The sequence below is a fragment of the Asanoa hainanensis genome (assembly GCF_900188485.1).
Lineage (GTDB): Bacteria > Actinomycetota > Actinomycetes > Mycobacteriales > Micromonosporaceae > Asanoa > Asanoa hainanensis.
Genome location: NZ_FZPH01000022.1, coordinates 25,459 through 48,569, shown reverse-complemented (window position 1 = coordinate 48,569; position 23,111 = coordinate 25,459). Strand labels below are relative to the sequence as shown.

At 71.8% G+C, this 23,111-nt stretch carries 17 protein-coding genes; 7 read left to right on the top strand and 10 right to left on the bottom strand.

Features of this window, described 5'->3' with window-relative positions; all coding sequences use genetic code 11:
* Positions 1-101: 101 nt before the first annotated feature.
* The gene (locus CHC05_RS35800) at positions 102-1,703 is read left to right on the top strand and encodes an MDR family MFS transporter (protein ID WP_089255075.1); all 1,602 of its coding nucleotides are present in this window, start codon (positions 102-104) and stop codon (positions 1,701-1,703) included.
* 53 nt (positions 1,704-1,756) lie between these two features.
* On the opposite strand, the gene CHC05_RS35795 is transcribed toward CHC05_RS35800, so the two are convergent.
* The 4 genes from CHC05_RS35795 to CHC05_RS35780 form a co-directional block, all read right to left on the bottom strand.
* Positions 1,757-3,760, bottom strand: a complete 2,004-nt coding sequence (locus CHC05_RS35795) for an FAD-dependent oxidoreductase (RefSeq protein WP_218824782.1) — start codon at positions 3,758-3,760, stop codon at positions 1,757-1,759.
* 54 nt (positions 3,761-3,814) lie between these two features.
* Positions 3,815-4,210 carry a TOBE domain-containing protein gene (locus CHC05_RS35790; protein WP_089255074.1) on the bottom strand — a complete coding sequence of 132 codons (396 nt, stop codon included), beginning with the start codon at positions 4,208-4,210 and terminating at the stop codon, positions 3,815-3,817.
* Positions 4,211-4,219: 9 nt separating this feature from the next.
* Positions 4,220-5,824 carry an ABC-F family ATP-binding cassette domain-containing protein gene (locus tag CHC05_RS35785; RefSeq protein WP_089255073.1) on the bottom strand — a complete coding sequence of 535 codons (1,605 nt, stop codon included), beginning with the start codon at positions 5,822-5,824 and terminating at the stop codon, positions 4,220-4,222.
* A 315-nt stretch (positions 5,825-6,139) separates the two neighbouring features.
* Positions 6,140-7,528, bottom strand: coding sequence for a citrate synthase (locus CHC05_RS35780; RefSeq protein ID WP_089255072.1), 1,389 nt, complete (start codon positions 7,526-7,528; stop codon positions 6,140-6,142).
* 76 nt (positions 7,529-7,604) lie between these two features.
* On the opposite strand from CHC05_RS35780, the gene CHC05_RS35775 reads away from it, so the two are divergent.
* On the top strand, positions 7,605-8,828 hold the full coding sequence (locus CHC05_RS35775; RefSeq protein ID WP_089255071.1) for a LeuA family protein: 1,224 nt from the start codon (positions 7,605-7,607) through the stop codon (positions 8,826-8,828).
* 38 nt (positions 8,829-8,866) lie between these two features.
* Complete coding sequence (locus CHC05_RS35770; RefSeq protein ID WP_089255070.1) at positions 8,867-12,505, top strand: AAA family ATPase; 3,639 nt, start codon at positions 8,867-8,869, stop codon at positions 12,503-12,505.
* An 893-nt stretch (positions 12,506-13,398) separates the two neighbouring features.
* Here CHC05_RS35770 and CHC05_RS35765 read toward each other — a convergent pair.
* Genes CHC05_RS35765 through CHC05_RS35745 form a run of 5 tightly spaced genes read right to left on the bottom strand, consistent with a single transcriptional unit; the run spans position 13,399 to position 17,875 of the window.
* On the bottom strand, positions 13,399-14,250 hold the full coding sequence (locus CHC05_RS35765; protein WP_089255069.1) for an ABC transporter permease: 852 nt from the start codon (positions 14,248-14,250) through the stop codon (positions 13,399-13,401).
* Positions 14,247-15,239: an ATP-binding cassette domain-containing protein gene (locus CHC05_RS35760; RefSeq protein WP_089255068.1), complete on the bottom strand. Its 993-nt coding sequence runs from the start codon at positions 15,237-15,239 to the stop codon at positions 14,247-14,249. The genes CHC05_RS35765 and CHC05_RS35760 overlap by 4 nt, the downstream gene beginning before the upstream one ends.
* 25 nt (positions 15,240-15,264) lie before the next feature.
* A complete protein-coding gene (locus CHC05_RS35755; protein ID WP_089255137.1) occupies positions 15,265-15,834 on the bottom strand; it encodes an NADPH-dependent FMN reductase in 570 nt (189 codons plus the stop codon).
* A gap of 54 nt (positions 15,835-15,888) precedes the next feature.
* On the bottom strand, positions 15,889-16,215 hold the full coding sequence (locus CHC05_RS35750; protein ID WP_089255067.1) for an ArsR/SmtB family transcription factor: 327 nt from the start codon (positions 16,213-16,215) through the stop codon (positions 15,889-15,891).
* Positions 16,216-16,252: 37 nt separating this feature from the next.
* Positions 16,253-17,875 carry an ABC-F family ATP-binding cassette domain-containing protein gene (locus tag CHC05_RS35745; protein WP_089255066.1) on the bottom strand — a complete coding sequence of 541 codons (1,623 nt, stop codon included), beginning with the start codon at positions 17,873-17,875 and terminating at the stop codon, positions 16,253-16,255.
* Positions 17,876-17,955: 80 nt separating this feature from the next.
* Here CHC05_RS35745 and CHC05_RS35740 point away from each other — a divergent pair, with 80 nt between their 5' ends.
* The 4 genes from CHC05_RS35740 to CHC05_RS41860 all read left to right on the top strand — a co-directional run bounded on the left by CHC05_RS35740 (position 17,956) and on the right by CHC05_RS41860 (position 20,643).
* On the top strand, positions 17,956-18,708 hold the full coding sequence (locus tag CHC05_RS35740) for an ROK family protein (protein WP_089255136.1): 753 nt from the start codon (positions 17,956-17,958) through the stop codon (positions 18,706-18,708).
* Positions 18,709-18,725: 17 nt separating this feature from the next.
* The gene (locus tag CHC05_RS35735; RefSeq protein WP_089255065.1) at positions 18,726-19,091 is read left to right on the top strand and encodes a tetratricopeptide repeat protein; all 366 of its coding nucleotides are present in this window, start codon (positions 18,726-18,728) and stop codon (positions 19,089-19,091) included.
* On the top strand, positions 19,088-19,342 hold the full coding sequence (locus CHC05_RS35730; protein ID WP_089255064.1) for a Smr/MutS family protein: 255 nt from the start codon (positions 19,088-19,090) through the stop codon (positions 19,340-19,342). Before CHC05_RS35735 ends, CHC05_RS35730 begins: the two co-directional genes overlap by 4 nt.
* A gap of 77 nt (positions 19,343-19,419) precedes the next feature.
* Positions 19,420-20,643, top strand: coding sequence for a hypothetical protein (locus CHC05_RS41860; RefSeq protein WP_179266516.1), 1,224 nt, complete (start codon positions 19,420-19,422; stop codon positions 20,641-20,643).
* 55 nt (positions 20,644-20,698) lie between these two features.
* Here CHC05_RS41860 and CHC05_RS35720 read toward each other — a convergent pair whose 3' ends face one another.
* The gene (locus CHC05_RS35720; protein ID WP_089255062.1) at positions 20,699-23,104 is read right to left on the bottom strand and encodes a M28 family peptidase; all 2,406 of its coding nucleotides are present in this window, start codon (positions 23,102-23,104) and stop codon (positions 20,699-20,701) included.
* Positions 23,105-23,111 lie beyond the last annotated feature (7 nt).

Sequence of the window (23,111 nt, the reverse complement as noted above, 5' to 3'; positions counted from 1 at the left end):
CTGAGCCACCCCACAAGCTGAGCCACCCCGAGAAATCCGGCCTTGGGACCATGCCTTCCGCGTCCCCGGGCCGGCGCACACCCCTCCACTAAGGACGATTGATGACCGACGTCACCACCTCGCCCGAGCCGGCCGCGGCGGCCACGCCCGAGTCGCCGGACGGCGGTCAGGCGCCCGCGCGGATGTCGCAGCGTGAGGTGCTGCAAGCCCTTTCCGGCCTGATGGTCGGCCTGTTCGTGTCCATCCTCGCGTCGACCATCGTCGGCAATGCGTTGCCACGCATTATCGCCGACCTCAACGGCAGCCAGTCGGTCTACACCTGGATCGTCACCACCGAGCTCCTCGCGATGACCGCCACCGTGCCGCTCTGGGGCAAGATGGCCGACCTCTACAGCCGCAAACTGCTGATCCAGCTGTCGCTGGCGTTGTTCGTGGCGGGCTCGCTGATCGCCGGCTTCACGCCCAATGTGGAGGTTCTGATCGTCAGCCGGGTCGTGCAGGGCGTCGGCGCCGGCGGTATGACCGCACTCGCGATGATCGTGATGGCGGCGATGATTCCGCCGCGTGAGCTGGGTCGGTACTCCGGCATCTTCGGCGCCGTCTTCGGCGTCGGCACGATCGCGGGTCCGCTGATCGGCGGCGTGCTGGTCGACACGAGCTGGCTCGGCTGGCGCTGGTGCTTCTTGCTGGGCGTACCCTTCACCCTGCTCTCGATCTTCCTGCTCCAGCGGACCCTGCACCTCCCGGTCGTACGCCGCAAGGTCCGTATCGACTGGCTCGGTGCCCTCCTGATCACCGCGGGCGTCTCCACCCTGCTGATCTGGTCGACCCTCGCGGGCAGCAAGTTCGCGTGGGGGTCCTGGCAGACCGCCGTGCTCGTGGCCGCCGGCGTCGTGATCCTGGCGCTGGCCGTGTTCGTCGAGTCGCGGGCCCCGGAGCCGATCATCCCGCTGGACATCTTCCGCAACCGAACCGTTTCACTAGCCACCGTCGCCTCGATCCTCGTCGGCGTGGCGATGTTCGGCGGCACGGTGTTCCTGGCGCAGTACTTCCAGGTCTCGCTCGGCAAGTCCCCGACCGTGGCCGGCCTGATGAGCCTGCCGCTGATCTTCGGCCTGCTGGTCTCGTCGACGGTAGCCGGCCAGCTGATCACCAAGACCGGCAAGTGGAAGATCTACCTGGTCTCCGGCGCGCTGGTGATGACCGTCGGCATGCTGCTGCTCGGCACGATCGGCGCGGACACCAGCGTGGTGCTCATCTCGGTGTTCATGGCCGTCCTCGGCATCGGCGTCGGCATGCTGATGCAGAACCTGGTGCTGGCCGCGCAGAACGACGTCCCGGCCGGGCAGCTCGGTGCCGCGACCTCGGTGCTGACGTTCTTCCGCAGCATGGGCGGCGCGATCGGCGTCAGCGCCCTGGGTGCGGTCCTGGCCAGCAAGGTCACCAGCGGCCTGACCGAGAAGCTGGGCGCCCAGGCGGGCGGCGGCTCCGGCACCGCGGAGGTACCGGACCTGAAGAACCTGCCGGACCCGATCCGCCAGATCATTGCCGACGTGTACGGCTCAGCCACCGCCGAACTGTTCCTCATCGGCGCGCCGATCGCCTTCCTGGCCGTGATCGCGGTCGTCTTCATCAAGGAAAAGCCCCTGTCCACGATGAGCGGCGACGAACGCCTCGCCGCGGAAACGACCGCCGCCCACTGACCGAACCGCATAAGGCCCCTTGCCGGCGTACGGCAGGGGGCCTTTTCGCGCGCTCAGGTCGTGCGGAGCCACCGGGCAGCGTCGGCGATGACGTAGCCGTCGGTGTTCTCGGTGCGGATGAGCAGGCTGCCGCCCGTGCCGGCCGTGAACGCGTAGGAGCCCAGCGAAACCCACGTCCCACCGCTCCCGCGCTGGTCGACCGATCTGGTCGTCACGCCGGCGCTGTGGACGATGTCGATCGGTACGTTGCTGGCCCTGTTCGGGTCGGCGGTCCAGCGCAGGTAGACCGTGTACGTCCCCGCCTCCGGCAGTGACGGCCGGAAGCGTAACCGGTTAACCCCCTTCCCCACGTTGCCGTCGTGCTCGTAGTCCGTGCCCCAATAGCCCCCGATCGACGTGCTCGACACCCACGTCCCGGCGCGGGTCACGGACGGGTCGTGGCTGTCGACGATCACCTCGCCCGGGCCGGCGGGCGGCGGCCACTGCAGAAGCTGCCCGTCGGCCAGCAGCCGGGCACGCAGAGTGGCATACGGGACCTGCTGCACCGGCGACGACGCCGCCAAGGCCAGCATCGCCGCCGTGGCCGCCGACTGGCCCAGGATCATGAACACCGGCTCCATCCGGATCGAGCCGTACGCGATATGGCTGGCCGCCAGGCAAACCGGGACCAGCAGGTTCGCGCACTGCGCCTCGGTCGGGACGATCGAGCGGTAGCTGATCCCGTACGGGCCGGGCACGCCGATCTGCACGTCGCCCTCGTTCTTGACGAGCCCGCCCACCACCACCCGCTGGCAGTTGTGGGAGTCCATTGTGTAGCTGGCCAGCCCGACCGGATCCGGCACCGGCGACTGCCCACGGCAGTTGCGCTCGGTCATGACGTGCGCGGAGACCATCCGGCGGGCCTCGCGAACGTAGAGCTGCGGCGGCCAGCCACCGGTGGTGGTGAACTCGTCTGAAGCCAGCCCCCACGACGCCGTCGCCGAGCGGATCGACGCGGGGAGCCGCGGGTCGTTGGCCAGGAACCACATCAGGCCCTGCTGATAGCTCCGGTGGTCGGCGGCGATGCTGTCGCGCACCGCGTACGAGGCCGTCGGATAGGCGTAGTTGGCCCCGATGAAGTCGGTCGAGACCGCGCCGTTGTTGTTCGAGTCCGTCTTCCCGCCGCCGACGCCGTGCGTGGTGAAGAACGGGCCGTTCCAACCGGCCTGGACGTAGCGCAGCAACAGCTCGTAGTGGGCGGCGTCATAGGAGGCCGGCTTGGGGAACGGGATACGGGACGCCGCCTGGGTCAGGCACATCCGGTAGTTGTAGGCCTGGATCAGCCCGTCACCGCTGCCGGCCGGCGCGACCGGTGCGGACGAGATGCCCGGAAGCAGACCCGAGGACGGGTTCCCCGCCACGACATAGGGCGAGACCGGGAAGTTGAACTGGTGTCCACTCCGGACCTGCACGCCGTTGACGGTCTCCCCGTACGTCGCGTTGCTCTCACGACCCACCGTCCACGACGCCCCGGACTGAGACATCAGGTCGCCCTCGTACGACGCGTCGATGAACATCGCGCCCCGAAACGCCTGCCCGTTGGCGCCAACGACCTCGACCAGTCGATTGCCGGACTTGCTCACCGAGGCCAGCCGCAGTCCGAAATAGACGGCGACACCGGCCGTGGTGAGCATCTCGTCGAACACCGCCCGCGCCACGTGCGGCTCGAAGGTGAACCGGGCGGGCGAGGTCGGTGTCACGGGCGTTCCCGCGTACGCCGCGTGGATCCGCCTGTAGAACTCGCCCGCTATGCCCTTGATGGAAGCGGCCGTCCCGCTGTCCGTCTGGCCCAGCCCGCCGGTCGTCAGACCGCCAAGGTGGCTCGACGGCTCCAGCACGACGGCTGTCCGGCCCATGCGGCGGGCCTGGATCGCGGCCACCAGACCACCGGCGGTGGCGCCGTAGACGACGAGGTCAGCGGAGACGACGGGTGCGGCGAGCGCCGACGGCGACAGGCCACCGGCGAAGACGGCGAGGCCGCTGACCCGCAACAGGCCGCGGCGAGAGATGGACGGCACGAAGCTCTCCTCCCGGATCGGGGTGAGCGCGCCGCCGCTCGTACATCGATGACTTTAACGCCGTGCCGGCGCCTTCTCCACTACGACGGTCGTCGATTTGATGACGGCCGTGGCCACCGAACCCACCCGGAGGTCGAGCTCGTCGACCGCCTCGCGGCTCATCAACGAGACGATCCGGAACGGGCCGGCCTGGATGTCGACCTGGGCCATCACGCCGTCCTTGACCACCGCGGTGACGATTCCGCGCAGCCGGTTGCGGGCCGAGGTCTCGCCACCCTCGGCCTGCTCGTGCTGGGACCGCGCGAACGCGGCGAGCTCGGTGCCGTCGACCAACCGGTGCCCGTGCTCGTCGCGGTCGGCGGGCAGCTTCCCGGCGTCGATCCATCGGCGCACCGTGTCGGGGCTGACGCCGAGCAGCTCGGCCGCCTCGCTGATTCGAAACCGCACCACACTGCCACCCTACGCAGCCGGCGGGCCCGACTCACTCAGCACGCCGTCGAGCCGCAGCCAGCGGGTGATGCCGAGGGTGCGCAGGAAGCCGAGGTCGTGACTCGCGACGATCAGAGCTCCCTGGTACGCGGCCAGCGCCTCACCCAGCTGTCGCACGCTGACCAGGTCGAGGTTGTTGGTCGGCTCGTCGAGCAGCAACAACTGCGGCGCCGGTTCGGCCAGCATCAGCGCGGCCAGCGTGGCCCGGAACCGCTCGCCGCCGGACAGCGAGCCGACCGGTCGTTCCGCCCGGGCACCACGGAAGAGGAACCGGGCCAGCCGGGCGCGGACGGCGTTGTCCCCGGCCGCTGGGGCGAGCCGGTGCACGTTGGCCACAATCGACAGATCGTCATCGAGTACGTCGAGTCGCTGTGGCAACAAGCGCACCGGCACGGCGACGTCGACCTCGCCGCGTTCGGCCGGAACGCGACCGGCGAGCGCGGACAGCAGCGTGGTCTTGCCGGATCCGTTGGCACCGAGCAGGGCGATCCGTTCCGCGCCGTAGACGTCCAGGTCGATCCGCACTCCGTTGCGCAACACCGCGTCGCGCACGCTGGCCACCCGGCGGGCCGTCGGCACCGCCGTCGCCGGCAGGTCGACCCGGATCGCGGCGTCGTCGCGGACCGCATCCTCCGCCGAGGTTAACCGTTCAAGCGCCTCCGCCAGCCGGTCTTCGTGCAGGCCGCGGTACTTGCCGGCGGACACCTGAGCCTCGCGTCTGCGCAGGTTCATGATGGCCTTGGGCTCGCGTTTGTTGTCCCACTTCTTCTGCCCGAAGCGGACCCGTCGAGCCAGCGTCACGTGCGCGTCGGCCAGCTCGCGCCGCTGGCGGCGCACGTCGCCCTCGGCGGCCCGCACGGCACGCTGCGCGGCCTCCTGCTCGACGGCCAGGGCGTGCTCGTACTCGCTGAACGTGCCGCCGAACAGCCGCAACCCGCCGTCGTACAGCTCCGCTACCTGGTCGGCCAGGTCCAGCAGCTCGCGGTCGTGGCTGACCAGCAGCAGGACTCCGGACCACGCGGCCACCGTGTCGTACAGCCGTTCCCGCGCCGCGCGGTCGAGGTTGTTGGTCGGTTCGTCGAGCACGAGTACGCCGGGTCGCCGCAGGAGTTGGCCGGCGAGCCCAAGCAGGACGGCCTCGCCGCCGGAGAGTGCGCCCACCGGCCGGTCCAGGCCGATGTGGCCGAGGCCGAACCGGTCAAGCGTCTCGTGGGCGCGGTCGTCGACGTCCCAGTCGTCGCCGATCGTCGTGTAGTGAACCGGATCAGCGTCGCCGCGTTCGACCGCGGCGAGCGCCCGCCGGGTCGCGGCGATGCCGAGCACGTCGTCGACCGGCCGGCCGGCGTCGAGGGTCAGGTCCTGCGGCAGGTAGCCCAGCGTGCCGTCGACCCGGACGGTGCCCCGGGTGGGCGTGAGGGCCCCGGTGACCAGGCGCAACAGGGTGGACTTGCCGGAGCCGTTGGAGCCGATCAGAGCGGTGCGGCCGGTGCCGAGCACCAGATCGAGCCCGTCGAACACGGGCGCGCCGTCAGGCCAGGAGAAGGTGAGGTCGGATATCAGGATGGCAGGAGACATAGCGGTCCTCCAGGGTTGTCGGAAACGTCGACAACCTCAGATCCGCATCGGCCCGGCCCCTCTCTGTCCGTTGAACGACCACGTTAGCGCGGCTTAACCGGTCAACTCAATGGATTAAGCGCGCAGGCGGTTGATCAGGGAGATGGAGCTGGCTCCGGGCCCGCGTGGCTGGCTCTTGGCCCGCGTTGTTGGCTCTTGGCCCGCGTGGCTGGCTCTGGCCCGTGCGGCGGGGCTCCGATCCGACAGCCGGTTCGCTTTACGAGCGAATGGTCCGGATCCCCGCTCGGCAAGGCCGACCCCGCCACTTGGCGCAGGCTACTCCTGAGGTCCGATGTAGATGGCGCGGAGCCGCAGCGGTGTGCGCCGTTCGTACTCCTCCATCGCGTGCGCTAACCAGCCGGCCACGCGGGCGATCGCGAAGATGGCCTCGCCAGCACCGGTGGGCATCCCGGCCGCCCGGGTCAGGGTCGCGAGCGCGAAGTCGATGTTGGGTTCCGGCAGCCGGCGGCGCCTTGCGGCGGCGAGCAGCGCCTCCGCGCTGCGCAGGACCGGATGGTCCGGCGCCGCCGCGCTGATCCGGTCAAGCAGCGCGCCGGCGCGGCCGTCGCCCGACTTGTAGACCGCGTGGCCGAAGCCTGGTATCCGCTCGCCTCGACGCAGCAGCAACCCGATCGTCTCGTCCGCGTCGGCCGGGTTGGTGACCGCGTCGAGCAGGGCCTCGGCGCCCAGTGAGGCGCCGCCGTGCAGGGTGCCGCTGACGGTGGCGAGCCCGGCGGTGACTACGGCGTAGGGGTCGGCCCGGACCGACGCGGCCACCCGCGCGGCGAGCGTCGAGGCGGCCAGCTCATGGTCGGCGAGCAGCACCAACGCCGCACGAACACCGTCGATGAACCGGTTTTCCACCCCGAGTCGAGCCGCCAACCGCCCAGCGATGCTGTCGTCCGACTCGCCGGGGTCGTTGGAGGCCGGCAGGCAGTCGACGATGCCGGCCACCAACGCCCGCCCGACGTCGACCACCGCGGCCGGATCCAGGTTGCCCCGCAGCGGATCGGTCACCGCCAGCGCGGGCACAATGGCCTGGATCCGGTCGAGCAGCAGCACGTTGCCGGGCAACGCCGCGCTGGCCGCCCGCCCGGCCGTCAACGCCGCCGAGCCCGCGCGCCAGACCTGCGGGCCGGAGGTGAGCTCCACGGTCTGCCCGCCAGGGGCGTGCTCCGCGGTCCGCCCGTCGGGGGTGAGCTCGGCGGTCCGCCCGTCGGGGGTGAGCTCCGCGGTCCGTCCGCCGGGGGTGAACTCCGCCGCCTGCCGGCCGGGGGCGGGCTCCGCGGCCTGCCCGCCGGGGGCGGGCTCCGTGGTCCGAGGCCCCGGAGAGAGCTCCCCGGTCCACAACAGCTCGGCGACCTCCTCGAACGAGGCCGAGGCGGCCAGTGCGAGGGCATCGCGTCCCCGATAGAACGGGCGGTCCGCTCCCAGAGCGGTGATCCGAGACTCGATCACGACCTCCGACGCGCCGGTAGGGCGCTGACGCGGGCGACCGCGTCGAGCCAGTCGTTCGACCTCGGCCGGGTCGAACAGGCTTTGGCCCGCGGGGGACCGGCGGCGGTTGAGCACGCCCCGACTGACGTACGCGTAGAGCGTGGCTGGCTTCACACCCAGCCGCTCCGCCGCCTCCGAAGCCGTCAACCAGCCCTTGAGCTGCTCCATCGCACCTCCGTACAAGAAGATGGGTTGATTTTAGTCAACATTGACCGCTCGCAACCAGTGCTGTCAACCTGAGGTTATGCCACGCATTCATTTCCTCGACGTCACCAACCGGGACGGCGTGCAGACGGCTCGGACCGGGCTGTCCAAGTTCGGCAAGACGATGGTCAACTTCTACCTGGGTAAGCTCGGGGTCGCGCAGTCCGAGATCGGCTTTCCGTTCCTGTTCCACGAGGTGCCCTACGTGCGGGCGCAGGTGGCGCTGGCCGAGGCCGGCGCGTTCGGCGACCTGCGGCTGTCCGGCTGGACCCGGGCGGTCGCCGGCGACGTCACCGCGTCCACGCCGCTCGGGCTCAAGCACTACAACCTGTCGATCTCGACCAGTGACCAGATGTTGCGCAACAAGTTCCGGGGCAAGTTCGACCGGGCCGCCGTGGTCGCGGAGATGGTCGGCGCGGTGCGGGCGGCCAAGGAGGCCGGCGTCCAGACCGTCGGCGTCAACGCGGAGGACGGTTCGCGCACCGACTTCGGGTTCCTGACCGAGTTCGCGCTGGCGGCGAAGGAAGCGGGTGCCGACCGGGTGCGCTACTGCGACACGATCGGCGGCGACACACCGGGCCGGATCGGCGAGCGGTTCGCGAAGCTGGCCAGCACCGTCGGCATGCCGGTCGAGACGCACTGCCACAACGACCTGGGCATGGCGGTGGCCAACTCCGTGGCGGGCGCGCTCGGCGACCTCGACGCCGGCCAGGACGCCTGGATCAACACCTGCGTCAACGGGATCGGCGAACGCTCCGGCAACGCCGACCTGGTCTCGACGATCCTCGCGCTGCAGAACGGGTTCGGTGTCTCCGAACGGGTGGAAATCGGCGATCAGTTGGACCTGTCGTGGGCGCGCCGGTTCGCTGCCTGGGCCGCGTACGCCTTCGGTCAGCCCTTGGCGATCAACCAGCCCGGGGTCGGACGCAACGCGTTCGCGCACGAGTCGGGCATCCACGCCGACGGCGCGCTCAAGGACCATCGGAACTACGAGTTGTACGACGAGGACGTGCTCGGCCCATTTCCGGCGGACTGGCACGAGCTGTCGGGCAGGGTGGTGCTGACCGGGGAGTACGGCGGAATGGCCGGTTTCCGGCACGTCATGGACGGGCTCGGTGTCGCGGTCACGGAGCCCGAGCTGACCTTCAAGCTGGTCCAGCTCTGCAACGCCTCGACCGGCCGCCCACTCACCGACGACGAGTTGCGCCTCATCGCGGCGTACCCGCACCAATTGGCACTGCTTTATCCCGGTCTGTTGGCGTAACTAATTCTGTCGGTGCCTTCCGATACCGTCTATGGGTCATGGGGACCCGGGTGGGGGAGTCGGTCATCGGGCGGGAGCATCCCGCCGCGATGCTGCGCGCCGAGGTCGATCGGGTGACCGAGAGCCACGGCGGGTTGGTGCTGGTCACGGGCGAGGCCGGCATCGGCAAGACCACCCTGGTGACCGGCGCCGTCGACGAGGCGCGGGCGCGCGGGGTGACGGTGCTCGGCGGGCGCTGCTGGGATTCCGAGAGCGCGCCCGGCTACTGGCCGTGGGTGCAGGTGCTGCGCGGGCTGCGCCGGCACGCCACCCCCGACCAGTGGGCCGAGATCGAAGAGGCCGGCGGCGCCGCCGTCGCGGTGCTGCTCGGCAAGACCTCAGACCCGGAGACCGAAGCATTCACGGTGTACGACGGGGTCACCGCCGCGTTGGTCGCCGCGTCCCAGCACGCGCCGGTCATGGTGGTCTTCGACGACCTGCACTGGGCCGACCCGGCCTCGTTGCGGCTGCTCGAGTTCGCGGCACAGCACACGTGGTTCGAGCGGCTGCTGCTGGTCGGCACCTATCGCGACGTCGAGGTCGAGTCGGCCGCCCACCCCCTGCGGCCGCTGCTGCTGCCGTTGCAGGCCAAGGCGACCACGGTCACCCTGACGGGGCTCGAGCCGGCCGACGTCGGCGCGTTGATCGAGCGGGCGGCCGGCCGGGCGCCCGCCGGCGACGTGGTGGCCGAGGTGCACCGGCGCACGGGCGGCAACCCGTTCTTCGTCGAGCAGACGGCCCGGTTGTGGCGGGCCGACGGTTCGTTGACGGCAATACCTCCAGGGGTACGCGACGCGGTGCGCCGCCGGCTCGACCTGCTGCCGGGCTCGTTGGTCGAGTTGTTGACCGCCGGCTCGGTGCTCGGTCACGAGTTCCACAGGCAGTTGCTGGCCGCGGTCGTCGCCGAGCCGGTGCCGCAGGTCGACCGCCTGCTCGACCAGGCGATCACGGCGCGGCTGGTGGTCGGGCGGGGCGGCGGGCGGTTCGCGTTCAGCCACGACCTGGTCCGCGAGACCCTCTACGACGGGCTCACCGACGACGCCCGCCGCTCTCGGCACGCCTCTGTCGTGCGGGCGGTCGACGAGGCCCCCGGGTTGCGCGGCCGGCTGTTCCCGGCCGATCTGGCCCGCCACGCGTACGCGGCCGGTGAGGTGATCCCGTCGGAGCAGGCGGTGGATCACCTGGTGGCAGCGGCCACCGACGCCTCGGGTCGGCTCGCGCCCGAAGAGGCGCACAACCACTACCGGCGCGCGCTCGAACGCGTCGAGGACCCGACCCGGCGGGTGAAGCTCTACCTCGACCTCTCGATGGAGCTGTTCCACGGCCGCAATCGCCACGAGGCCTGGGCCCAGATCGAGGCCGCCGGCGAGGTGGCCCGCACGCTCGACGAGCCGGCGGTGCTCGCCCGGGTAGCCCTCGTCGCCGAACGCCATCGTGGCCCACACAGCACTCGCACGCCCGTGATCGAGGCACTGCTGCGCGAGGCACACGCCCGCTACGTCGGGGGTGACGGCACCGAGCTGTCGCGCGAGCGGCTGGTCGGCAACCTGATCGCCCGCACCGAGGCGGAGGCCCGCGCCAACAACAACGACGAGGCCCTGGCGTTCAGCCTGTGGAGCCGGCACGACTCGATCTGGGGCCTCGGCTCGGCCCGGGAGCGCGCGGCCCTGATGGCCGAGATGGAAACCGTCGCCACCCGATCCGGCGACTGGCAGACCGCGGCCTTCGCGGCGTCGCTGCGCTGGGTGGCGCTGTTGGAGATGGGCGACCCGGGTTACTACGCGCAGGTGCAGGCGCTGCGCGCGATGACGGAGCGGCTCGACGTCGCGATGGCCCGGATGATGTCGACGATCGACCGCAGCATCATCGCGACCCTCCGCGGCGACTTCACGGAAGCGGCGGCGCTGCACCGAGACCTGGCCGGCTTCATCGACGGCGACCAGGACGAAAACGCGTACATGGGGCAGCACATCCGCTGGGCCCTGCTGATGCTGCGCGGCCGCTTCACCGAGGCGGCTGAGGTGATCGGGGCGCGCCTCGCCGCGCACCCGCCGTACTATCCGCTGGTCACCGCGCTCAACGCGGTCGCCCAGGGTGACCCCGAGCCGGGCCTGCGCCACCTGGCGGAGACCGACGCCGGCGACCGCGGCTACCAGCGCTGGATGGAGCCGCTGTTCCTCCGCCTCGTGGCCGAGCTCGCGGTGCTGACCCGCGATCCGGACCTGTGCGCCCGAGCCCGCGCGGCGTTCCAGCCGCACGCGGGCGAGTGGTTGGTCTCGCTCTACGGGTGCGACGTGAGCGGGCCGGTCGAGCTCTGGCTTGCGCAGGTCGACGCGGCCGAGGAACGCTGGGCCGAGGCGGCGGAGGGCTTCGCGCGGGCCCAGGCGGCGGCCGATCGGTTGGGCGCTCGACCGTGGTCGGTCCAGGCCGGCCTCGGCCTGGCCGAGGCCCGGTTGGCGCAGGGTGGGGACGCGGCGGAGCTGCTGTCCGAAGTAGAGCGACGAGCCACCGACCTCGACATGCCGCACGTGGCCGAGTCAGCCCGGGCCTTGGCGACGCGCGCCTCGTCCCGACCCGCGCCACGTGGTGTGGCTTCCCCGGGGCGAGCCGGGCCGGCGCGGGACGGCGACGCCGCGGCGGCGGCCTGGTCGTTGCCGTGGGCGGACACCACGGTGGACGGCTCGGCTGCCTTCCCCACGGGGGTGACCTCTGCCGGCGAAACAGGGTCAGCGGTCGCCCACCGCACGGGCAGCTCGATGCGGGCGGAAGACGTTGTGCCACCAGCCGGAACACCGACGGACCGGTCACCTTCCGCCGGCGACGCCGACCAGGACGGCGAATGGTCGGTTGCGGTCGGCGCGGCCGGCGTCGACGGTGAGCGGTCGGGTTCGGTGGGCGGCGCTGGCGGCAACGCTGGACGCTCGGCGGGCGTCGCTGGCCATGATGGTGAACGGTCGGGTCCGGCGGGCGAGGCCGGCCAGGATGGTGAACGCTGGGGTTCGGCGGGCGGCGCTGGCCGCGCTGGCGAGGGCTCGCGTCAGGCGGGCGGCGCTGGCGGAGGCGCCGCACCGGGTGACACGGCTGGACCCGCGCCGGCCGAGTTCCGGCGGGACGGTGACGTGTGGCGTCTGGCGTTCGCCGGTCAGGTGGTGCACCTTCCGGACGCCAAGGGCCTACGCGACCTCCATGAACTGCTGAACCACCCGGGCGACGACATCGCGGCGGTGGTCCTGCTCGACCCGACGGCCGGCCCTGAACTGCTGGCGGCACGCCGGATGGGCGGTGACCCGGTGCTCGACGACGAGGCCAAAGCTCGCTACAAACGCCGGCTGAGTGAGCTGGACGAGGCGATCGATCGGGTCGCCCACCGGGGCGACCAGGCCAAGCTGGCCACCCTCGACGCCGAGCGCCGCGCCCTGATCGATGAGCTCCGAGCCGCAGCCGGCCTCGGCGGACGCACCCGCCGCCTGGGCGACGAGGCCGAGCGCGCGCGCAAGACAGTGACCGCCCGAATCCGCGACACGCTACGCAAGATTGACGAACGACACCCGGCCTTGGCCGCCCACCTCCGCGAAGCGGTCTCGACGGGAGCCACCTGCCGCTACGCGCCAAACACCACGACAACCTGGCGCCTATAACGCCGACTCGCGCCGCGTCGGGCCACGTCGGCTCGGGCCGCGACGGGGTCGTGAGGGTTCGGGTCGTGTCGGGCCTGGCCTGGCTGGTCCGCGCCTGGCTGGTCCGGGCCGTGCCGCGCCGTGCCTGAGTGGGCTGTGCCGGGTCGGGCTGCGACGGACCGGGAGGGTCTGGGCAACGCGTGGCTGGGCCGGTCCGCGCCGCGCCGATCCGCGCCGCGCCGGTCCGCGCCGCGCCGGTCCGCGCCGCGCCGGTCCGCGCCGCGCCGGTCCGCGCCGCGCCGGTCCGCGCCGCGCCGGTCCGCGCCGCGCCGCGCCGGGCCGGGCCGGGCCTGACCGCGCCAGGCCGCGATGGGCCGGGCGGGCTGTGCGCGCCGTGCCGGGCTGCGGGGGACCGGGAGGGTCTGGGCAGCGCGTGGCTGGGGCGTGCCAGGCCGAGCCGCGCCGGGCCGGGACGGGCCGGGCCGCGATGGGCCGGGCGGGCTGTGCCGCGTCGTGCCGGGCTGCGGGGGACCGGGAGGGTCTGGGCAGCGCGTGGCTGGGGCGTGCCAGGCCGAGCCGCGCCAGGCCGGACCGCGCCGCGCCGCAACGCGCCGGGCTGGGCTGCGCCGGACCGCGCCGCGCCGGCCGGACCCCCAGGCCGCGCCGCGCCGCAACGCGCCGGGCTGGGCTGCGCCGGACCGCGCCGGGCCGGCCGGACCCCCAGGCCGCGCTGCGCCGGCTGTGCCGCGCCGTTCTGCGTAGGGCCGCCTCGCGTAGCGCGAGTCAGGGGCGGTCGCATTGGGCAGCGCCGCCGCTGGGGCGTGCAGGCGGGGCCGTTGGCTGCCTGAGAGGCCCGTGGCAAACCGAAGGCGGCCCCGCGCCGGAGAGCGCGGGGCCGCCGTTGATGAACCGGATCAGCGTCGGTTGTAGCGGTACATCGTCAGGAAGCCGAACACCGCCACGAAGCCCGCGCTCCACGCGAACGTCCACATGATGCTCGACGCGTCGGGCGAGCCGGCCATCACCGAGCGGATGGCATCGACAAGATGCGTGATCGGGTTGACCTTGACGAAGGCCTGTAGCCAGCCCGGCATCGTCGACGGCTCTACGAAGACGTTGCTCAGGAAGGTCAGCGGGAACAGGACCAGCATGCTGACGCCCATCACGGACTTCTCGCTGCGTAGGACCAGGCCGAACATCGTCCAGATCCACGAGAACGCGAACGAGAAGACGACCAGCAAGCCGATGCCGGCGGCTACGCCAAGCACCCCGCCCGACGGGCGGAAGCCCAGGATCAGGCCCACGCCCAGGATGACCAGGGCCGCCAGGATGTAGCGGAGGACGTCGCCGAAGATCATGCCTACCAGGGCTGATGGGCGCCACACCGGCAACGTGCGGAAGCGGTCGAAGACCCCTTTTTCGATGTCTGTGTTCAGGCCGATGCCCGTGTACATCGTGATCATCACGACGCTGGTGACCATGATGCCCGGCAGGAAGAACTGCAGGTAGGCGTCCGTGCTGCCGGCGATCGCTCCGCCGAACAGGTACGTGAACATCAGGGTCATGATGATCGGGAAGGCGGTGACGTCGAAGAGCTGCTCGGGTACGTGCTTGATCTTCAGCATCGCCCGCCAGCCGAACGTCACCGACGCCGACCAGGCGCTTGGCCTTGGCGGTCGGGCACCGGGCGCGAGGACCGCGCCTAGGGTCTCCGGGGACGGTACGAAGACGGTCTGCAGGTCGGTCGAAGTGGCGGCAGTGCTCATCGGACAGACTCCAGCTGCGAAGAACCAGTAGGGGCGGCGGTCAGGGCCAGGAACACCTCGTCCAGGCTGGGCTGGCCGAGCGAGAAGTCGTCGACGACGATGCCGGCGGCGGCTAGCTCCGACAGCGCCCGGGCGGCCTGGGTGCTTGCCTCGAAGTCCGAGCCGTCGACCCGGGCCGACAGCGACACCGGATCGGCCTCCGGCTCGACCGTCGTGCCGAGCGCCCGGGCCAGCACCTCCAGCGCCTTCGGGCGGGTCGCCGCGTCGCGCAGTCGGACGTGGACGGTGCCCGAGCCGATCGAGGACTTGAGCTCGCCCGGTGTGCCCTCGGCGATCACCTTGCCGTGGTCGATCACCGCGATCCGGCCGGCCAGGCGGTCGGCCTCGTCGAGATACTGCGTGGTCAACAGGACCGTCGTGCCGTGCGCGACGACGGACCGGATGATCTCCCAGACCTGGCTGCGGCTACGCGGGTCCAGGCCCGTCGTCGGCTCGTCGAGGAACAGCAACTCGGGCGTGTTGAGGATGCTCGCCGCGATGTCGATCCGGCGCCGCATGCCGCCCGAGTACTTCTTGACCTGGCGGTCGCTGGCGTCGGTCAGCCCGAACGCCGCCAGCAGCTCCTCGGCCCGGGCCTTCGCGGCCGGCTTGCGATGGCCGAGCAGGCGGGCCAGCAGGATCAGGTTCTCCAGGCCGGACAGGTCCTCGTCGACCGACGCGTACTGGCCGGTCATGCTGACCTTCGACCGCACGGCGTTGGCCTCGCGCACCACGTCGTGCCCGAACACCCGGGCGGAGCCTCCGTCGGGGCGCGTCAGGGTGGCCAGCACCCGGACGGCCGTGGTCTTGCCCGCGCCGTTCGGGCCGAGCAGGCCGTAGACGCTGCCAGCGGGCACGGACAGGTCGATGCCGTCGAGCGCGCGGGTCGAGCCGAACGTCTTCACCAACCCCGCAGCCTCGATCGCGGGGCCGGTTGGGCGGTCACTCATGATGGTTCCCTCCAAAGAAAACAGATCAAGAGACATAGGGGTGTGCGGCGCGGCCGGACCGCAGCGTGCGGCCCCACCACAAGAGCTGATCGAGCAGAACCTGTGCGGCCTGTACGGGGGAGTCGCCGGCCAGGAAGGCCTCCAGGTCGTCCCCGCCGTCCAGCAGGTCGACGCCGACCCAGTCGCGGACGCAGGCTGCGTGCAGGGCGGTGAAGACCGTGCGGAGCTGGTCGACCGCGTGCTGCCCGGCGGAGCGGCAGCCGTACGAGACGAAGCCGACCGGTTTCGCGTGCCACTCGTCGTACGCGAAGTCGATCGCCTGCTTGAGCGAGGCGGGAAAGCTGTGGTTGTACTCGGGCGTCACCACGACGAACGCGTCGGCGTCGTCGATCTCGGCGGCGAAAGCCGACATCTGCGGCGTCGTCCGGGCGGGGTAGCCGGCGGGGAAGCTGAACGAAGCGAGGTCCACGACCGCCACAGCGAGCGAGGCGCGCCCGGCGGCCTGGGCGGCGAACCACCGTGCGATCCGGTCGCCGACCCGCCCTTCGCGAGTGCTCCCGATGATCACCGCAACTCGCAGCGGCTCGTCGGTCATGGTGACCACCTCCCCTCTCACCAGGGAGGCGCGAGACGGCCCGCTAGACGAGAACTAGCGGCGCGCGCGGCGGCCGCGGGCCAGCTCGGTCTCCAGCGCGTCCAGCCGTTGGGTCCAGAACCGGCGGTAACGCTCCAACCAGGCATCCACCTCTTGCAACGGGGTGGCGTCGACCGCGTAGAGGCGCCGGGTGCCGGCCGCGCGGACGGTGGTGAGGCCGTTGTCGCGGAGCACCCGAAGGTGTTGCGAGACGGCCGGTTGCGAGATGCCGAACTCCTCCTGCACGACCGCGCCGATCTCGCCGGCCGCGAGCTCGCCGTCGGCCAGCAACTCCAGGATCCGCCGCCGGACCGGATCACCCAGGACGTCGAACGCGTGCACGTCTCGACTGTCTAGCAGCCGGTTATATAAGTCAAGCCTAAAGCTCGGAAACCCGCCCGGCTGCCACCGCGAGGCGGCGGTTGACGTGGACCGCTTCGAGCATGCGGCGGTCGTGGGTGACCAGCAGGAGCGTGCCCGGGTAGCCGTCGAGGGCCGACTCGAGCTGCTCGATCGCCGGCAGGTCGAGGTGGTTGGTCGGCTCGTCGAGCACCAGCAGGTTGACCCCGCGGGCCTGGAGCAGGGCCAATCCCGCCCGGGTACGTTCGCCCGGCGACAGCGTGACCGCCGGCCGCAGCACGTGGTCGCTGCGCAGGCCGAACTTGGCCAGCAGGGTGCGCGACTCCTCCGGAGCCATCCCGGGCGTGGCCGCGCGGAACGCGTCGACCAGCGGCTCGTCGCCGACGAAGGCACCGCGGGCCTGGTCGACCTCGCCGACCACGACGCCCGGGCCGAGGTGGGCGTCGCCGGCGTCCAGGGTCAAACGGCCGAGCAGCGCGGCCAGCAGCGTCGACTTGCCCGAGCCGTTGGGTCCGGTGATCGCGACCCGGTCGGCCCAGTCGATCTGCAGGTCGACGGGACCGAGCGTGAACGAGCCACGGTGGACGGTGGCGCCGCGCAAGGTGGCCACGACCGCGCCGGCCCGGGGCGCGGCGGCGATGGTCATCCGGAGCTCCCACTCCTTGCGGGGCTCCTCGACCACCTCCAGGCGCTCGATCAGGCGCTCGGTCTGCCGCGCCTTGGCGGCCTGCTTCTCGGTGGACTCGGCGCGGAACTTGCGGCCGATCTTGTCGTTGTCCTTGGCCTTGCGCCGGGCGTTGCGGACGCCGTTCTCCATCCAGCCGCGCTGGGTGCGCGCCCGCGCCTCCAGGTTGGCCTTCGTCTGCGCGTAGTCCTCGTAGTCGTCCCGGGCGTGCTGGCGGGCCACCGCGCGCTCGTCCAGATAGGACTGGTAGCCACCGCCGAAGTGGTTGACCTGCTGCTGGTGCAGGTCGAGCTCGAGCACGCTGGTCACCGTGCGGGCGAGGAACTCGCGGTCGTGGCTGACCAGCACGGTGCCGGCGCGCAGGCCGGTGACGAACTCCTCCAGCCGGGCCAGGCCCGCCAGGTCGAGGTCGTTGGTCGGCTCGTCGAGCAGGAAGATGTCGTAGCGGCTGAGCAGCAGCGACGCGAGGCCCGCCCGGGCCGCCTGGCCGCCGGAGAGCGCCGTCATCGGCAGCTCGGCGGAGAAGCCGAGATCGATCTCGTCGAGTCGCTCGTCGAGGTCGGCGCCACCGAGCGCGAGCCAACGCTCCAGAGCGATCGTGTACGCGTCGTCGGCGCCCGCCCGCCCCTCGGTGAGCGCCTCCGTGGCCGCGTCCAGCGTCGCCTGCGCGATCGCCACCCCGGTGCGGCGGGCCAGGAACGCCCGGACCGTCTCGCCCGGCCGCCGGTCGGGCTCCTGCGGGAGATAGCCGACGGTCGCGGTGGGTGGGTTGAGCGCGATCGTGCCCTGCTCGGCGGGGATCAGCCCGGCCAGCGTGCGCAGCAGGGTCGATTTGCCCGCGCCGTTGGGTCCGACCAGGCCGATCACGTCACCCGGGGCGACGACGAGCGAAAGGTCGGAGAAGAGGGCCTTGTCACCGTGGCCGGCGGCGAGGTCTTTGGCGATCAGCGTGGTCATGGCCAGAAAAGGGTATCCAACCCATCGTCGATCTTGGGCACCGTTTAGTGCGACCGCCCCAGGACCGGCAGACTGAGCGGGTGGTGACGACGTTGGCCATCGACTGTGGGGGCGGTGGGATCAAGGCCTCGGTGCTCGACGAGGCGGGCACGATGCGGGCCCGGCCGTTGCGCGTGCCGACGCCGTACCCCCTGCCCACCTCGCTCTTCGTGAAGACCTTGATCGACCTGGCCGCCCGGCTGCCCACGGCGGACCGGGTCACGGTGGGCATGCCCGGCATGATCCGGCACGGCGTGGTCGTGGCGACCCCGCACTATGTGACCAGATCGGGCCCGCGTACGAAGATCGACCCCGACCTGGTCACCGACTGGACCGGGTTCGACGCGCAGGCGGGGCTGGCCGAGGCGTTCGGCACGCCGGTGCTGGTGCTCAACGACGCCGAGGTGCATGGTGCGGGTGTGGTCGCCGGTGCCGGTCTGGAGCTCGTGATAACGCTCGGCACCGGGCTCGGCTGCGCCCTCTTCGACGGCGGGATGCTCGCGCCGCACCTGGAATTCTCGCAGGCGCCGGTGCGTTGGGGCATGAGTTACGACACGTACATCGGTGAGCACGAGCGCCGCCGGCTCGGCGACGCGTTCTGGTCCCGGCGGGTCCGCACGGTGGTCGACGGCCTGCGGCCCGTGTTTCTCTGGGACCGGCTCTACCTGGGAGGCGGCAACTCCCGGTTGCTTCGGCCGGAGCAGCTGACCCGGATGGGTGACGACGTGGTCGTGGTGCCGAACACCGCCGGCATCCTCGGTGGTGTGCGGGCGTGGTCGCTGCGGCGACCCTGAGAGAGGTGGAGGTGGCAATGGATCTCCTGGAGGAGTACCGCCGGGCGACCCTGTTCTTCGAAGCCGGTGACCCGACGGAGGCGGTGCGGCTGCTCGAGCCGATCGTCGCGGTGGAGCCCGACAACGCGTCGGTGCGCCAGTTGCTGGCCCGCGCCTACTTCCAGACGGCCCAGCTCGGCCGCGCGGAGGAGCAGTTGCGGGCGCTGGTCGACCGGGACCCGAGCGACCACTACGCCCATCACGTGCTCGGTCGCACGTTGGAGCGCCAGGGCCGCACGTCCGAGGCCCTGACCCATCTGCGGATCGCTGCGGCGATGCACGCCGAGCACCCCGACTACGCGCAGGCGCTGGTGCGGGTCGAGTCGAAGGTCAAACCCCGGTGAAGCTGAAACTGGACCTGCACGACATCTACAACCGCGGCCACGACATCGATCGGGCGCTGCGCGGGATCATCGACGAGGCGGTGGCCAAGAAGGCCACCCTCGTCGAGATCATCCCCGGCAAGGGCTCCGGCGCGCTCAAGAAGAAGGTCCTGCGGTTCCTGGACCAGAAGGACGTCAAGCAGCTCTACCACCGGGTCGAGAAGGACTCGAAGAACTTCGGGCGCCTGTTCGTGCACTTCCGGCATAAATAAGGAAATCTCCACATTCGCGTCCTGAATCGGGCACGATCGCACCTGGGTGCGTCTCATGTCTGATTCGGGGGAACGGGATGAGGGGACGATCGCTGCGCGCGGTTCTGGCGGCGGTGCTGGGTTCCGGGCTGGGCGTCGCCGCGCCGACGATCGCCAGCGCCGAGATGTACGTCAACGTACTTCCGCTGAGCGTGCCCGCGACGGCCGCCCAGGTCGGCAACCAGAGATGCGTGCCGGAACTGGGCGGAGGCCCGTACGCGGACCGCGATGTCTGGATCTTCGATCTTCCTGGCGACCGGTCCGGTGACTTCGTCTCGGTCACCGGGACCTTCACGACGCTGGACGAGCGCGAGGTGATCCGCGAGGCGCCGAGCGCCGACGGTGCGGTCGAGAGCGGCCAGGCCTGGATCGCGGTCGAGCGTGGCTCGCGGCTGACGGGCGGGATGGCCGCCATCACGGGTGCGGCCCGCGAGTTCACCATCGCGCACACCTGCCCGGCCGCGGCCGTCGGTCCCTTGATCGAGCCGGCCACGTTCCGACCACCGAAGCCGACGCCGAGCGTGACGCCGACACCCACGCCCACGGCGACCCCGACTCCCACGGCGACACCCAAGCCGACACCGACCGCCCAGCTTCCGCACGGCTCGGTCGACCTGGTCGAGCCGGACGCGGACCCGGCGCCGGTCGTTCCGCAGGCCCCCGCGGCGGGCGGCGTCATCGACACCAGCGTGGCCAGCGACGGTTCCGTGCCCGGCACAGTCCCGAACGACGGCCCGCCGAACAGCGGAGGCCCCTACGTCGACGGCACCGTTCTCGACAACGGCCCGTACGGGCACGACGGCGGAGCCGTCCCGAACGACCCCTTCACGGACCCCGGAGCCGTCCTCGGCGACGGCGGCGGCTACAGCGACGGCGGCGGCTACAGCGACGGCGGCGGCTACAGCGGCGACAGCGGGGGCGACAACGGCCTCGGCGACAGCGGCTCGGCCGCCGACCCCACCCCCGCCCCCGTCCTCAACTCGCAGATCTCGCCGACGACCGGCCTCAACTACAGCGGCTTCGGCTCCAGCACCACGGCCGACATCGAGAACCTGCCGAAGGCGCGGTCCTCGATCGAGCCCGCCGTGGTCGCCAGCGACGACCCGGAGGCCGTCACCCTGCGGTCGGAGGACGGCACGCTCGCCACGCGCGGCACCGTCCTCGGCCTGACCGCGACCGGAGTCCTCTTCGTCCTGGCGGGCCTGGCGGTGACCATGTTCCGCCGCCGCAGCCGCGTGATCGGCCGTCACCGCGCGGCCTGACCATCTCGCCCCAGGCCCCGACGTCGGTCACCCGCCGCCGGGGCCCGCCGCCGAATCAGAAGGTGTACGTCTTCGCGACCAGCACGAACTCCGAGCTGTGGCTGCCCATGACGCCCACGCCCGGTGGGCGGGGACGGAAGCCCGGCAGGTTCTCGAGCCCGTCGCTCCCGTCCTCGACCCGGAGGCGGATCGGACCGCTGCCGGTCGGCTTCAGGACCAGTTCCACCTCGAAGCCGTCCGCCGGCGGTGCGTGGAAGATCAGGCCGAACGACCACGGCCCGGACGCGTCCACCGGCACCGGGAAGCCGCCGACGCTGGCCTTCTCCACGGCCGCGCTCGCACCGTCGACGTGCAGCGCGGCCAGCCGGACCGGCCGCTGCGGCACGACCTTGAGGCGGAGCGTCCGGCTGCCGCCCGAGCCGGAGCCGGAGTCGGAGTCGGAAACCACGGTCACGGAAGCCGCCGGCAGGCTCGCCGCCTGTGCCGGCCCGGTCAGCACCTCCTCCCCGCCGATCTCGGGAAAGACCGCCGCGAGGTCCTCTTTGGCCGACACGTAGCCTGCCGTCCACGGCTGCGGCGACGACTCGTAGCTGACCCACTTGGCCTGGCCGTTGTCGGTGTCCAGGGCGTACATGAGGTGGGTCGGCACCGGGTGGGCCGGGTCGAAGCGGTCGACCGCGAACGCGGTGCCGCCGAGCGCCAGCGTGGCCACCAGCGCCAGCCCGGGGACGCCCAGCCCAATCCGGCGGGCCCGCAGCGCGGTCATTCCCCGCTGGCCGCCGGCCGCCGGCAACAGCAGGTCGAGCACCGGCAGCGCGGCCAGGCCCAGCAGCGTCGCGAACAGCGCGCCCACCCCGCCCATCGCCATGCCGAGCGCCGGGAAGAGCAGCACCACGGTCGGCGCGAGGATGACGACGCCGACCGCGGCGGCCACCGTCAGCGGGACCACCGTCCAGGAGTCGCGCAGCCGCAGGGCCACCAGGCCGCCGAGCGCGCCGGCCAGCGCGGGCAGGGCGGCCAGGTAGGAGCCACCAGGCGTGACCGCGGCCAGCACGAGGCCGAGCACCGCCAACCAGCCGAACCCACCGACCGCCAGCGCGGCGGGCCCGAACCGGCGGCGCAGCAGCGCGTACCACGTGAACAGCACGGTCGTCGCGAGCAGCACGACGGCGAGCCGCCAGAGCATCGGCCGGTACGGGTCGAGCAGCGACACGTACCCGGGTCGTAGCGCGGTGACCAGCGTCCAGAGCAGTTGGGCGGCCAGCGGCGCCGCGATGATCGGCACGAGGGCCAGCCCGAAGCCGGCCGCGATCCGGCCCCACGACGCGCGGCCGGTGCGCACCGTGACCACCGCGAGGGCGACCACCAGCAGCAGCGCGAGCGCGGCCAGCGGCCAGGTCAGCCAGCCGGGATAGACGAGCAGCGTGCCGGGCACGGGGAAGTAGGTGGCGTCGCCGCTGGCCCGCAAAGAGCCCAGGTCGGTGGCGCCGAACGCGCGTACCAGCCCGAGCGCGTTGTCGCCGTGTTGTTGCAGTGTGCGCCGGTCGACGGACGAAGGGGTGTCCAGCGGCGTGTGGTAGAGCGCGCCACCGTCGATGTAGGCCGAGTTGAGGCCGACGAAGTCGTTGCCGAGGAACGCGGTGAAGTCGGTGTCGTTCGGCAGCAGCCGGTAGACCTCGACCGCGAACGAGGTGCCGACCGGGTGCGGCGCCGACTTGGCGAACACGTCGACGAGTTTCGCGTTGTCGCGGGAGGTCTCGAACATGATCACCGGACCGGTGCTGCCACGCGCCTCCAGGTTGAGCGCGACCCCGCCGTCCTTGGCCAGCGGATGGTTCGCGGCGAACGCGAGCGCGCCGCACAGGCACGCCTCCTCGGCGTCGGTCAGCACGAACACCACGTTGTTGCGGAGCGGGCCGGCCTGGGTCAGTGCGCGGGCCACCTCGACGACCGACGAAGTGCCGGCTCCGTCGTCGTTGCCGCCCGGACCGACCTGCACGGAGTCGTAGTGCGCGACCAGGAACACCGTGCCCGTCGGGGCGGTGCCGGGCAGTTCCGCGACCACGTTGCGGACGTGGGCGACGGCCGCCGCGCCGGAGCTGCCGCTGAGGTCGCCGGCCTCGCCGCCGATGGTGTCCTGCACCGACGTACGGAGTCCGAAACCCGACAGCGTACGCACGAGATAGTCACGCACAGTGTCGTTGGCGGCGCTCCCCGCGACGTGCGTACGGGCCGCGACGGTGTCGATGTGGGCGGCCGCCCGCCCGGCGCTGAACTCGCTCGCGGGTGCCGAGGCCGGCTTCGGCGCGGGCGGCCGGATGTCGAGCAACGAGACGACCCCGATCGCGCCGAGCACCACGGCGGCGACCAGGGCCGTCAGCGCGCGTCGTGGGGGACGGGCCAGCGCCCGGTCGGCGGGCTTCCGGGCCGTGGTCGACGGGTCCTGAACGTCAGCGGACACCCACGTC

Coding starts and splice junctions, on each gene's coding strand:
- CHC05_RS35800 (WP_089255075.1), top strand. CDS start 102: ATGACCGACGTCACCACCTCGCCCGAGCCGGCCGCGGCGGCCACGCCC.
- CHC05_RS35785 (WP_089255073.1), bottom strand. CDS start 5,824: ATGTCTCCTGCCATCCTGATATCCGACCTCACCTTCTCCTGGCCTGAC.
- CHC05_RS35780 (WP_089255072.1), bottom strand. CDS start 7,528: ATGGAGCAGCTCAAGGGCTGGTTGACGGCTTCGGAGGCGGCGGAGCGG.
- CHC05_RS35775 (WP_089255071.1), top strand. CDS start 7,605: ATGCCACGCATTCATTTCCTCGACGTCACCAACCGGGACGGCGTGCAG.
- CHC05_RS35770 (WP_089255070.1), top strand. CDS start 8,867: ATGGGGACCCGGGTGGGGGAGTCGGTCATCGGGCGGGAGCATCCCGCC.
- CHC05_RS35765 (WP_089255069.1), bottom strand. CDS start 14,250: ATGAGCACTGCCGCCACTTCGACCGACCTGCAGACCGTCTTCGTACCG.
- CHC05_RS35760 (WP_089255068.1), bottom strand. CDS start 15,239: ATGAGTGACCGCCCAACCGGCCCCGCGATCGAGGCTGCGGGGTTGGTG.
- CHC05_RS35755 (WP_089255137.1), bottom strand. CDS start 15,834: ATGACCGACGAGCCGCTGCGAGTTGCGGTGATCATCGGGAGCACTCGC.
- CHC05_RS35745 (WP_089255066.1), bottom strand. CDS start 17,875: ATGACCACGCTGATCGCCAAAGACCTCGCCGCCGGCCACGGTGACAAG.
- CHC05_RS35735 (WP_089255065.1), top strand. CDS start 18,726: ATGGATCTCCTGGAGGAGTACCGCCGGGCGACCCTGTTCTTCGAAGCC.
- CHC05_RS41860 (WP_179266516.1), top strand. CDS start 19,420: ATGAGGGGACGATCGCTGCGCGCGGTTCTGGCGGCGGTGCTGGGTTCC.